The following is a 13,202-nucleotide window of genomic DNA, read 5'->3' as shown; positions in this document are numbered from 1 at the left end:
CATGATGCTGAATAACTCTCAAAAACAAAAAAATGCCGCCTCATCACTGAAGCGGCATAATTAAATTTTCAATTTCAGAGTGTTAAATCTGAATGAATCGCCATTTACTAAATCAAATTAGATAAACGATTTAGATCCGATTGCAATGCGCCTGCGGTGACTTCTCTTCCCGCACCAGGGCCTTTAATCACTAGTGGATTATCTTTGTACCATTTGCTCTCAATCGCAAACACGTTATCACATGGCAACAAGTTAGCTAGCGCGTGCTCTGGAGATAATGCTTCAACTCCAACCGTTGCTTTGCCATCACGAGATAAGCGAGCGATATAACGCAGTACTTTACCTTGTTTCTGGGCTTTGGCTAAACGCTCTGATAACCGCTCATTCAACACTTTCCCTTTATCAAAAAACTCATCGGTTGAAAGATCTTTTAGCTCATCAGGAACCAGTGATTCTACTTTAACGCTTTCAGGTTCAATTTCTAACCCTGATTCACGTGCCACAATCACTAACTTACGCATCACATCCGAACCATCGAGATCCGAGCGAGGATCAGGTTCTGTCAAGCCTTGTTGCCACGCTAAATCAACTAGGTCAGTGAAAGGTACCGAACCATCAAACTGTTGGAATAACCAAGATAAAGTGCCCGAGAAAATACCCGATACCGCGGTAATTTGATCACCACTATTACGCAAATCTCGAATCGCATAGTTAACTGGCAACCCTGCGCCTACCGTCGCATTATACAACCAATGGCGACCCGTTTTATCAAAGGCATTGACTACACGTTGGTAGTCTTGCGTTGAAGCCGAACCGGCGACTTTATTGGCACAAATCAGATGCATACCATGCTCCGCAATCACTTCGTATTGACGTGCCAACTCAGCACTAGCGGTTACATCCATCACCACCACTTCATGATAATCGGTTTGATGCGCTAAGGTGTTCAACCAAGCTTGTCCATCATTAGACACCGACTCATCTTCAAAGCGAGTTAACGCTTGAGTGGGGTCGATACCATTTAAATCCAACCAATAGGTTTGGCTATCGACTACCGCAACCAAATCAAAACTCATGCCGCGGCGCTTTTCAAGCTCCGCTTTTTGCTCGGCAAATAATGCCAACCAACTTGAACCAATATTCCCTTTACCACATAAGGCAATCGCCACTCGTTTCTGTGCTTGGAATAGTTGAGAGTGCACGCCAACCACCAGTTCAGTAACATTAGTTTTACGTAAAATGGCCACTAAGCTTAAACCAGAATCGGCTTCAGAAATAAACTCGACTGGTGCATTTTTTAATTGCTGATAAAAACCATAACAATGATTTGGGTTAATCGTTACCCCTGCGCCAACGGCGGCGACCATCGAATAACCTTCGCGCAATTTAATTTCAGCGCCAACTGCGGTGTCTTGCAAATAAGTCATCGCACTAGCGGCAATTTCAGCGGTATATGCTAAAGACACTAAACCTTGATCCGGTTGCGACTGCATCGCCAATGGCTGCAATTGTGCTCGTGCTAACGAACGCATTAAATCTGATTCTAAACGGGTAAAATCATGCCCAGCACCAAAGTGAATTTGAATCAGTAGTACTTCATCAAGCGAAGTAATGATTTTGGCACCTCGGCCTGATGCCAATACGCGCTCAATACGGGTAGAGCCTGATTCTGGCTGGTAACTACAACGTAGACTTAAATCCATGGCGCTTTGAGCAACTGGTTGCAAGGTACGGCTGTGTAATACTGGTGCTGCTAAACGGGCCAACTCGCTGGCTTCATCTAAACGAAGCAAAGGCAGTAAACAAGCATCCGTGACTTTACGAGGATCTGCACTATATACTCCCGCCACATCACTCCAAATGGTGACTCGAGATGCTTCCGCTAATGCGCCAATCACCGTGGCAGAATAGTCGGAACCATTACGGCCAAGCAATACGGTTTCACCTGTATCATTGCGCGCCATGAAACCGGTGATCACCACACGTAGTTTTCCGTGTTGAGCTAATTTTTCTTTTAACAGAGGTAAGGATCGGCCACGATCCACTTCGGGTTGTGCGCCACGTTCCGCTCGTAAGAAATCACGCGAATCAAGCTGCACCGCTTCCAGATCAAGATGAGAAAGTAACGCGGCTAATAAACGAGATGACCACACTTCACCATGCCCTAGAATGCTGGCTCGCATCACTTCACTGACTGGGCCATTAATCTCCCCCAGTGCCATAAACTCTTGGTTGACTAGCATAATCAATGGTTGTGCTTTTTCTTCTGGCAGCAGCTCATCAATTAGATTAATTTGAAACTGACGTAATTCCTGCAATATTTCATGAGCAATACGGCCATCTTTTTCGAGCGCGGTAATCCACTCAATTAATCGGTTGGTGGTACTACCGGCAGCCGACACCACAACTAAGTCAGCAGGCGATGAATATTCTTTTAAGATGTTGGCGACTCGTTTGTAGCACTCTGGATTGGCCAGACTACTACCACCAAATTTGTGTAACTGACGAGCAGATGTCATTTACGCTACCTCTTGTGCTTTTTTAAAAGCTTGCTCTAAATCAGCGATTAAATCCTGACTATCTTCTAATCCAACAGAAACACGTAACAACAACGGTGAGATTCCCGCTTCTGCTTGTGCTTCATCTGACATCGCTCGATGAGTCATCGATGATGGGTGACACATCAAGCTCTCTACTCCGCCTAACGATTCAGCCAGAGAGAATAATTCTAATTGACCGACAAAGGTCTTTAACTGTTCCATGCTGCCATTGATTTCAAAACTCAGCATAGAGCCAAAACCACTTTGTTGCGCTTTGGCAATATCGTGTCCTGGATGATCAAGTAGGCTCGGGTGATAAATAGTGCCGACTAATGGTTGCTCTTGTAGGTAAGCCAATAAGTCTTGTGCACTTTCTTCATGTACTCGCATACGCGCCGCTAAGGTTCTTAACCCACGTAGTGTCATGTAGCTATCAAACGGTGTGCCGGTTGCGCCAATGCAGTTACCCCACCACGAAAGCGTTTCTACATGCTCAGGGTCTTTCGAAATAATCACGCCACCGATGACATCGGAATGGCCATTGATGTACTTAGTCGTGGAATGAATAACAAAATCTGCGCCCAAGGTTAATGGTTTTTGGTATACCGGTGTCAGGAAGGTGTTATCAACCGCCACTAATGCGCCTACTTGCTTAGCTTTTGCACAAGATTTAGCAATATCGACCACACGTACTAATGGATTGGATGGTGTTTCTAATAAAATCAGTTTTGGCTTTTTCGCGATGGCGGCATCAAATTCCGCTTGATTAGATTGGTCAACAAACTGAACTTTAAAATCGCCTTTTTGCGCTCGAGTATTAAATAAGCGGTAAGTGCCGCCATAGCAGTCATGCGGCGCAATAATCAGATCATCGGGGCCAATAAAAGCCGATACCCATAAATTGAGTGCAGATGTGCCACAGTTAGTGATCACTGCACCTGCGCCTTCTTCAAGCTCAGATAACGCTTGCTCAAGCAAACCACGGTTAGGGTTGCCAGAGCGAGTGTAGTCATACTTAGGCACTTCACCAAAAGCCGGAAAGCCATAATTGGTCGAGAGATAAATAGGTGGCACTACCGCATGATATTGGCTATCCGATTCAATACCGGTACGAACGGCGACAGTTGCTGGCTTTCTTGAACTCATTGGCGTATTCCTTTCCTTTTGCAATCGCAATCAATATACACAAACACTCGATCCACTATACTCAAATCTTTGCAAAGCGCTATTTACACAAACGCAATTTAAAAAACTGAAACTATTTACTGCTTTAAAGTAGTAAGGATCATATTAATCCACCTACACTGGCATGGCTGAACACAATATATAACGATACTTTATCCCTCGCCAGATGAGACGTCAAGACCTCTAGCCATCTAAATGTCTTTACATTCGGCGGTAAATGCCCCTAAAATTAGCGCTTAACCACTAAAATTACTGATATTAAACAACGAAGGTGCGTGATGGCAGATTGGAACGGTGAGTACATTAGCCCATATGCAGAGCATGGAAAGAAAAGTGAACAAGTTAAAAAGATCACGGTTTCTATCCCGTTAAAAGTTCTTAAAATATTAACCGATGAACGCACTCGCCGCCAAGTCAACAACTTGCGCCACGCGACCAACAGTGAACTACTGTGTGAAGCATTTTTACATGCTTATACTGGCCAACCTTTACCAACTGATGAAGATTTACGTAAAGATCGCCCAGATGATATCCCGACAGAAGTAAAACGCTTAATGACCGAAATGGGAATTGAATTCGAAGCGTTTGATGATTAATACGTTACTCGGATTGTCGTAACTCGTTTATCGAAAAAGAAAAAAACAAAGCCCGCTCAAATCATTTGAGCGGGCTTTGTTGTATTCGAGCTACGAGAAGCGAAGCGCCCTAGTATTCGAGTTTATTTTTTTACTTATACTGCTCTGGCAACTCAATACGAGCAACGCCAGATTCTACTGCTGCACGAGCCACTGCGCCTGCTACTTCAGAAAGTAAACGTGGGTCCATTGGTTTTGGAATGATGTAGTCTGGGCCAAATGATAGTGAATCAACGCCAGCAGCTTTTAGAACTTCTGCTGGCACTTCTTGTTTGGCTAATTGACGAATCGCTTCCACTGCCGCTAATTTCATTTCAGTATTAATTTCACTGGCACGAACATCTAACGCACCGCGGAAAATGAATGGGAAACAAATAACGTTGTTTACTTGGTTCGGGTAGTCACTACGCCCCGTACCCATGATCAAATCATTACGCACTTTTGCTGCTAGTTCAGGTTTGATTTCTGGATCTGGGTTTGAACAAGCAAATACCACAGGCTTATCAGCCATTAATGCTAATGCTTCTGGTGGTAGTAGATTTGGACCAGAAACGCCTAAGAATAAATCCGCCCCAGCAATAACATCTTCTAAAGTACGCATATCAGTATTGTTAGCAAACAATTGCTTATATTCATTCAAATCATCACGACGCGTATGAATCACACCTTTACGATCTAGCATGTAGATTTTTTCGCGTAATGCGCCACATTTAATCAATAGCTCCATACACGCAACCGCTGCCGCTCCAGCACCTAGGCATACAATTTTACACTCAGACAATTTTTTGCCCTGTAGCTCAATGGCATTCAGCATGCCTGCTGCAGTAACAATCGCGGTACCGTGTTGGTCATCATGGAAAACCGGCACATCACAACGCTCAATCAGTTGGCGCTCAATCTCAAAGCAATCTGGTGCTTTGATATCTTCTAGGTTAATACCACCAAAAGTATCCGCGATGTTCGCAACCGTATCGACAAACTCATCGATCGTGCGGTGCTTCACTTGAATGTCGATCGAATCTAAGTCAGCAAAACGCTTAAATAAAAGGGCTTTACCTTCCATCACAGGTTTTGATGCTAATGGGCCTAAATTTCCTAAGCCTAAAATAGCCGTACCGTTTGAGATAACCGCAACCGTATTGCCTTTGGCAGTATATTTATAAGCATTTTCAGGGTTTAAGGCGATTTCACGTACCGGTTCAGCAACACCTGGGCTATATGCCAAAGCTAGATCTTCCGCCGTATCGGCTGGTTTAGTTAAAGCAATGGCTATTTTACCTGCGGTAGGTTGGGCGTGGTAATCCAATGCTTTTTGGCGAAAATCATTGAGTTGCTGATCATCAGACATAGTGAACGTTTCCTAATTATTCTATTTAGTAGGGGGGAGGTGATTTTAAAGGATCAAAAGTTAACTTGGTAGTCAATATCGTTAATTTCAGGCAATAACGTTTTTCAGATAACAAAAAAGGGACGCCGAAGCATCCCTTTCAAATTCTGTCTTTCACTAAAAAAGTTTAGCGGAAGATTATTTTTTGCTGCTAAGTGCACCAAAACGCTTGTTGAAGCGATCAACACGGCCGCCTGTATCAACGATACGTTGCTTACCAGTGTAGAACGGGTGACATTTGTCACATACGTCTAGGTGGATAGTTTCTTTGCCTAGCGTAGAGTTGAACTCGAAAGAGTTACCGCAAGAACAAGTTGCATTTACAGCTTTGTATTCTGGGTGGATACCAGTTTTCATAGGACAAACCTTTTATTGGTCCGTATCGCTATCTGAATTCTTACTCAAATATCTCTTGCGAGTATCAAAGCAGTCAGACACCATACGTTGTTACTAAAAAATGATGTAAAAATATACATCGTTAGAGGCGCAGTATAATAGTGAATCCGTCTCCATCGATCAACACATTTGCTCCCTTTTTCTACAATATTTCAGTTTTATATCGATAACGGCTGTTTTATCATAGCCTTTCTTTTGTTTTACTCGACTGTCTCAAGGACAATTTTCTTACTTATGCAGCCAAATATTGCTCAAGTTGCCCTACCTGTTCCTTTAGATAAGTGCTTTGACTACCTTATCCCTAATTATTTATTTCCCGTTATTGGTGGCCGTGTTTCGGTGCCTTTTGGTCGTCAAACCTTAATTGGTATTGTGGTCGGTATTGTCGATCATTCCGATTTTCCAATTGAGCAATTAAAACCAATTAAAGCCTGCTTAGATGCCAAACCTGTCTGGCCAAAATCGCTCTACCAATTATTGCATTGGTGCAGTCAGTTTTATCAATACCCACTTGGCGACACTCTGGCGATGGCTTTGCCGTCATTACTTAAAAAAGGTAAGCCAGCTGATTTTACTAGCCTCAAAGAGTGGCATATTACCGAAGCAGGTAAAAACCAACTAGCCGCTGGATTTGGCCGCGCGCATCTGCAAGCCAAAGTGGTGCGCATGTTGGATCATGGGCCACTTCCCCATCAAGCGATGATCGATGAAGAGATCAGCAGCGCCACACTCAAAACGCTGCAAGATAAAGGCTGGATTGAAGCAAAACACACTCAGCCTACTCAACCGAAATGGCCGGCACAATTAGAAAACGAGCAACACAAGCCGCACTTAAATGAAGAACAAGCCATTGCGGTCGCCAGTATCAATAACCATCCGGGATTTGGCTGTTTTTTAATTGATGGGGTAACCGGCTCAGGTAAAACCGAAGTCTATTTAAGCATTATCAAACCGGTGCTTGAACAAGGTAAACAAGCATTGGTGTTAGTGCCGGAGATAGGCTTAACGCCACAAACCATCAACCGCTTCAAACGCCGCTTTAATGTGCCGGTTGAAGTCATGCATTCAGGCTTAAATGATACTGAACGCTTAAATGCATGGCTTTCAGCACGCGACAAACAAGCGGGCATCATTATCGGTACTCGTTCGGCATTATTTACTCCATTTGCCAATCTCGGCATCATTATTGTCGATGAAGAGCATGACGCCTCTTATAAGCAACAAGATACCTTACGCTACCACGCTCGTGATGTGGCAGTCATGCGCGGCCACAAAGAAAACTTCCCAGTCGTGCTCGGCTCAGCAACGCCAGCATTAGAAACCTTACATAATGCCAAAACCGGTAAATATCATTATTTATCGTTAAGCAAGCGCGCCGGTAATGCGCAACCTGCCAAGCATCATGTGCTCGATATTAAAGGTTTGTATTTAGAAGGTGGCTTATCGGCACCATTAATCGCTCAAATGCGACGTCACCTTAATGCCGGTAATCAGGTGATGTTGTTTTTAAACCGCCGTGGGTTTTCCCCTGCATTAATGTGTCATGAATGTGGTTGGCTGGCCGAGTGTAAACGCTGCGATGCTTATTATACGTTTCACCAAGGTAGCCAAGAAATTCGCTGTCACCATTGTGGCTCACAACGCCCGGTGATTCAGCAATGCCAAGGTTGTGGCTCCACTCAACTGGTTTCGGTTGGCGTGGGGACTGAGCAACTCGAAAAACAATTAGAGTTACTGTTCCCTGAATTTAAAACCATCCGAATTGACCGTGATAGTACTCGCCGTAAAGGTAGTCTAGAAAGCGCGTTACAATCGATTCGTAATGGTGAATATCAAATTCTAATTGGCACACAAATGCTAGCCAAGGGTCACCATTTCCCCGATGTTACCCTCGTGGGATTATTGGATGTTGACGGCTCGCTTTATAGCAGTGATTTCCGAGCATCAGAACGCCTTGCCCAGTTATTCATTCAGGTGGCAGGACGTTCCGGACGCGCCAGTAAACCCGGTGAAGTCTTACTGCAAACCCACCACCCTGAGCACGCTTTATTACAATCACTGCTACATAAAGACTACCAACACTTTGCTCAAACCGCGCTGGAAGAGCGCAAAATGGCGCAACTACCACCGTATAGCTTTTTGACGCTATTTCGTGCAGAAGGCAACAATAATGAAGATGTTGAGGCCTTTTTACGTCAGATACGCCACACGATTGAAGCCAACCCACTTTATGATGAACAATGCATGGTATTAGGCCCAATGCCAGCTCCACTGGCCAAACGTGCCGGTAAGTATCGCTGGCAACTGATGCTACAGGTGGCGACTCGCAGTCAAATGCAGCGCCTTATTGGTTCATCTAAACCTGCAATTCAATTATTACCACTCGCAAAAAAAGTGCGCTGGAATATGGATATCGAGCCACAAGATTTAAGTTAAATAGCTAGGGTCTCCTGGTGTAGGCTAGCTACACCACGGAGCCTCTGCCTTGTTCAAATGCCCCACAATTCACTGCAAAAATAATCACAAAAGGTCAACAGGCCCTAAAACAAGAAAAGTAAAACCATTCTATGTGATGCATATCACCAACATAATGTAATATTTATCATACACGACCTATTAACCAACTAATTTAGAACATAAAATATTTGGATAACATTAAGAAGTCGTTATTAATGAGGAGGAAAACTGACTGAAGAGATCTCCTCACATTTTGCTTATCTGTTTTTAATATAAGCGTTTTGGCTTGCCCATTTGGGTACAAAAAGTGAAAGAGAGGAAAACGTATGGCGACAATGAAGGAGGTTGCCCAACTAGCCGGAGTATCAACAGCAACGGTTTCCCGTGCGCTAATGAACCCTGAGAAAGTCTCCAATGCAACACGCAAACGTGTCGAAGATGCGGTATTAGAATCTGGTTATTCACCCAATTCTTTAGCACGAAACCTACGACGCAATGAATCCAAAACCATCATCGTGATTGTGCCGGATATCTGTGATCCCTACTTTACCGAAATCATTCGTGGCATAGAAGATACCGCAGCGGAGCATAATTATTTAGTGCTACTCGGTGACAGTGGCCAGCAACTCAAACGCGAAAGCAGTTTTGTGAATCTGGTATTCACCAAGCAAGCTGATGGCATGTTACTACTTGGAACTGACGTGCCTTTTGATGTCAGTAAACCTGAGCAAAAAAATCTCCCGCCTTTAGTGATGGCTTGTGAATACGCCCCAGAATTAGAGTTACCAACTGTCCATATCGACAACTTAACTGCCGCGTTCGATGTAGTGAACTACCTCACTCAAATGGGTCATAAGAAAGTTGCGGAAATGTCTGGCCCTGCTGATGCTTCACTTTGTCAGTTCCGTCATCAAGGTTTTCAACAAGCCCTGCGTCGTGCTGGAATCGAGATGAATCCTAGCTACCAAGTTCATGGTGATTTCACATTAGAATCGGGTGTCATTGCAGCCAATAAATTACTTTCGCTGCCTGAGCCACCAACTGCGATTTTTTGTCACAATGACAGCATGGCCATCGGTGCTATTCAACAAGCGAAAAAGCAAGGCTTCCGAGTACCGCAAGACCTTTCGATTGTTGGCTTTGACGATATTCAATTCTCTCAATACTGCGATCCGCCGCTCACCACTATTGCTCAACCCCGTTATGAGATCGGCAAACAATCGATGTTGATGTTGTTAGAAACATTAAAAGGCAAAGAAGTTCGTGCGGGTTCGCGGTTACTTGAAGCTAACCTTGTGGTAAGAAATAGTGCCGCACCACCAAGAAGCTAATCAAAACTCAACCTAAAGAGGGACTAGCATGTTTCTAATACAATAAATAGAGGCTTGTTATTCCCTTTCTATTATTAGCAATAGTATTGGTTAAAAAACTGCATTAACATATAGCTCCTTTTTTATTCTATTGAGTTATTGAAAATACCGTGGCTAACCGAGATTACGTAAGAAAGAGTCCAACTCCAAATAAGAAAAACAATAGAAACCAAAGAAGACCGGCTCAAAAAAAGAAGCTGGCACCTCGTGCTATTCCGTGGAAAGCCGCGATTATTGCCGTGATTCTACTCGCTGGATTGATCTATTTATTATCAGTGCTAAGCAATGATCCAGAGCCAGCTGCTCCGGCAACCAATAACGTGCCAGTGAATGTGGCGCCTAAACCGAAAAATACCGAAGTGATCCCACCACCACCACAAGAAAAATGGGATTACATGGAGATCTTACCTAAGCGTGAAATTGAGGTTAAGGCTAAAAAAGTTGAAGTGCCGAAGATTCCATACATCATGCAATGTGGCGCTTACAAAACATCATCTCAAGCCGAGCAACGCAAAGCTAATATCGCGTTCCAAGGCCTAAGCAGTAAAGTTGTTAAGCTAGAAGGCAGTAGTTGGTACCGCATTATCCTTGGCCCATATACGTTTAAACGCGATGCAGTAAAAGAACAGCACGTACTACAGCGCGCTAAAATTGAGCCTTGTATCATCATGAAGGATACATTGCAGTAAAAACGTATCTCGTGACTTGGAAAAGACCGTTCCTAGTTTCGAGTTCCTAGAAAAAGCAGAATCGAGTCTCGTAGCTCGAACCTAGGAACTAGGAACTAGGAACTAGGAACTAGGAAAAAACCATCATCCCCCTCTCCTTTATATTTTATTACCCTTTCTCTTGAATTCTTTTTGTCCTAACCTCATATCTATTATACCCAAGTGACTTCAAGATGCAGAATTCAGAGCTATCATCCAAATCTTGAGGCAAGGAAGATTGGCGAAGGAATGTAAGCACCTTTCAAACCAATCTGACGCGGCATAAAGGTTTGGATGAAGCTCCCGAAGGGCAAGTTAAAACAAGCTTTATGCTGCGTTAAATTGAATAGAGATAGGGTCAACTATGATCATATTCAATTTGTCTTGCCTAAAGCTTGTTTTATTCTTGCTGAAACTCGCATCTTGAAGTTACTTGGGTATAAATCCGCAGAATAACTAAGAGGTTTCTCGTGACTACTATTGTATCTGTACGCCGCAACAATAAAGTCGTCATCGCTGGTGATGGCCAAGTTTCATTAGGCAACACTGTCATGAAAGGTAACGCTAAAAAAGTGCGCCGTTTATACAATGATAAAGTGTTAGCAGGATTTGCTGGCGGTACCGCTGATGCATTCACGCTTTTTGAACGTTTTGAACGTAAGCTAGAAATGCACCAAGGTCACCTAACCAAAGCGGCAGTAGAGCTTGCTAAAGATTGGCGTAGTGATCGTGCGCTACGTAAGCTAGAAGCATTACTGGCGGTTGCTGATGAGACCGCATCTCTGATCATTACAGGTAATGGCGATGTAGTTCAGCCTGAAAATGATTTAATCGCTATTGGTTCTGGCGGTAACTTTGCTCAAGCAGCGGCAACCGCTCTACTTGAAAACACCGACCTTGAAGCGCGCGAAATCGCTGAAAAAGCATTAACCATTGCTGGCGATATTTGTGTGTTCACCAACCACCACCACACCATCGAAGAATTATAAATCTCACCTGGCCTTTGTATTTCGCGCTCGAGCTCAAGGCCATAAAAGATTTACCACCCATGACTGATACTCATGGCTCACTTATAGGGTAAAAGGATAACGTTATGTCTGAGATGACACCTCGTGAAATTGTTCATGAACTCAATCAACACATTATTGGTCAAGATAAAGCGAAACGTGCGGTAGCCATTGCACTGCGTAACCGCTGGCGTCGTATGCAACTGGATGAAAATCTACGCGCTGAAGTGACCCCAAAAAATATTTTAATGATCGGTCCTACCGGTGTGGGTAAAACGGAAATTGCTCGCCGTTTAGCGAAATTAGCTCATGCGCCATTCATTAAAGTAGAAGCCACCAAGTTCACCGAAGTGGGTTATGTCGGTAAAGAAGTTGAATCTATCATTCGCGATCTCACCGATGTTTCAATCAAACTGACTCACCAACGTGAAATGGAAAAAGTACAATTCCGCGCTGAAGAACAAGCGGAAGAACGTATTCTTGATGCCTTACTGCCACCACCTCGTGAAGGCTGGGGAGAAGATGAGAAGTCACAAGAAAGCACCTCTAATACTCGTCAAATATTCCGTAAAAAACTACGTGAAGGCAAGTTAGACGATAAAGAAATTGATGTTGATGTGGCAGCACCTCAAATGGGTGTAGAAATCATGGCTCCTCCTGGTATGGAAGAGATGACCAATCAACTTCAAGGCATGTTCCAAAACCTTGCCGGCGATACTAAGAAAAGCCGCAAGATGAAGATTAAAGATGCCTTCAAAGCATTAACTGAAGAAGAAGCGGCCAAACTGGTTAATCAAGAAGATCTAAAAGAACAAGCGATTTTCAATGTTGAAAACAACGGTATCGTATTCATTGATGAGATTGATAAGATTTGTAAACGCGCCGATCAAAGTGGTGGCGGTGATGTATCTCGTGAAGGGGTGCAGCGTGACTTACTACCATTAGTCGAAGGTAGTACCGTTTCTACCAAACATGGCATGGTTCGTACTGATCATATTTTGTTTGTGGCATCAGGCGCTTTCCAAGTGGCTCGCCCTTCAGACTTAATTCCTGAATTACAAGGCCGCTTGCCAATTCGTGTTGAATTAGAAGCGCTAAGCAGCCATGACTTTAAACGTATTTTGACCGAACCGAATGCTTCATTAACTGAGCAATACTGCGCATTAATGGCAACAGAGAATGTTGAAATTGAATTTACTGAAGACGGTATTACTCAAATTGCTGAAGCAGCATGGCAGGTAAACGAAACCACCGAGAACATTGGTGCCCGTCGTTTACACACGGTTATGGAGCGTTTAATGGATGATATTTCATTCGATGCCACCGATAACCCTGGGATGAAGATTTCCATTGATGGTGATTACGTTAAGCAACGTCTAGGTGAATTTGTTGCAGATGAAGATTTAAGTCGCTTTATCCTGTAAAGTACCCGCAACTTAAGAAAAAAAAGCTCGCACTATTGCGGGCTTTTTGTTGTTTATGGCCACAAATTGGTATACTTCAATTAATCACTTTAAC

General features: G+C 43.6%; 10 protein-coding genes. 6 read left to right on the top strand and 4 right to left on the bottom strand.

What is annotated here, in order from left to right:
- Positions 1-107: 107 nt before the first annotated feature.
- Positions 108-2,519 (bottom strand): bifunctional aspartate kinase/homoserine dehydrogenase II, encoded by a 2,412-nt coding sequence (locus K358_RS0108605; protein WP_027696437.1) that lies wholly within the window; start codon positions 2,517-2,519, stop codon positions 108-110.
- Positions 2,520-3,686: an O-succinylhomoserine (thiol)-lyase gene (locus K358_RS0108600; RefSeq protein WP_027696436.1), complete on the bottom strand. Its 1,167-nt coding sequence runs from the start codon at positions 3,684-3,686 to the stop codon at positions 2,520-2,522.
- Between the two features lie 317 nt (positions 3,687-4,003).
- Between K358_RS0108600 and metJ the strand changes: the two genes are divergently transcribed.
- Entirely contained in the window at positions 4,004-4,321 is a 318-nt protein-coding gene (gene metJ, locus K358_RS0108595) for a met regulon transcriptional regulator MetJ (RefSeq protein ID WP_027696435.1), read from the top strand.
- Positions 4,322-4,451: 130 nt separating this feature from the next.
- On the opposite strand, the gene K358_RS0108590 is transcribed toward metJ, so the two are convergent.
- Together K358_RS0108590 and rpmE are read right to left on the bottom strand one after the other, a co-directional pair.
- Entirely contained in the window at positions 4,452-5,708 is a 1,257-nt protein-coding gene (locus tag K358_RS0108590) for a malic enzyme-like NAD(P)-binding protein (RefSeq protein WP_027696434.1), read from the bottom strand.
- A gap of 177 nt (positions 5,709-5,885) precedes the next feature.
- Entirely contained in the window at positions 5,886-6,104 is a 219-nt protein-coding gene (gene rpmE / locus K358_RS0108585) for a 50S ribosomal protein L31 (protein WP_027696433.1), read from the bottom strand.
- A 273-nt stretch (positions 6,105-6,377) separates the two neighbouring features.
- Here rpmE and priA point away from each other — a divergent pair, with 273 nt between their 5' ends.
- From priA to hslU, 5 genes are all read left to right on the top strand, one after another.
- Positions 6,378-8,579 carry a primosomal protein N' gene (gene priA, locus K358_RS0108580; RefSeq protein WP_027696432.1) on the top strand — a complete coding sequence of 734 codons (2,202 nt, stop codon included), beginning with the start codon at positions 6,378-6,380 and terminating at the stop codon, positions 8,577-8,579.
- A 347-nt stretch (positions 8,580-8,926) separates the two neighbouring features.
- Positions 8,927-9,931 carry a DNA-binding transcriptional regulator CytR gene (gene cytR / locus K358_RS0108575; protein ID WP_027696431.1) on the top strand — a complete coding sequence of 335 codons (1,005 nt, stop codon included), beginning with the start codon at positions 8,927-8,929 and terminating at the stop codon, positions 9,929-9,931.
- Between the two features lie 149 nt (positions 9,932-10,080).
- The gene (locus K358_RS0108570; RefSeq protein WP_027696430.1) at positions 10,081-10,659 is read left to right on the top strand and encodes an SPOR domain-containing protein; all 579 of its coding nucleotides are present in this window, start codon (positions 10,081-10,083) and stop codon (positions 10,657-10,659) included.
- Positions 10,660-11,147: 488 nt separating this feature from the next.
- A complete protein-coding gene (gene hslV / locus K358_RS0108560; protein WP_027696429.1) occupies positions 11,148-11,666 on the top strand; it encodes an ATP-dependent protease subunit HslV in 519 nt (172 codons plus the stop codon).
- Positions 11,667-11,770: 104 nt separating this feature from the next.
- Entirely contained in the window at positions 11,771-13,108 is a 1,338-nt protein-coding gene (gene hslU, locus K358_RS0108555) for an ATP-dependent protease ATPase subunit HslU (RefSeq protein WP_027696428.1), read from the top strand.
- Positions 13,109-13,202: the final 94 nt, after the last annotated feature.

Source organism: Vibrio litoralis DSM 17657 (genome assembly GCF_000426765.1).
GTDB lineage: Bacteria > Pseudomonadota > Gammaproteobacteria > Enterobacterales > Vibrionaceae > Vibrio > Vibrio litoralis.
Note: the sequence above shows the minus strand (reverse complement) of the source record. Positions and strands in the feature narration are given on the sequence as shown.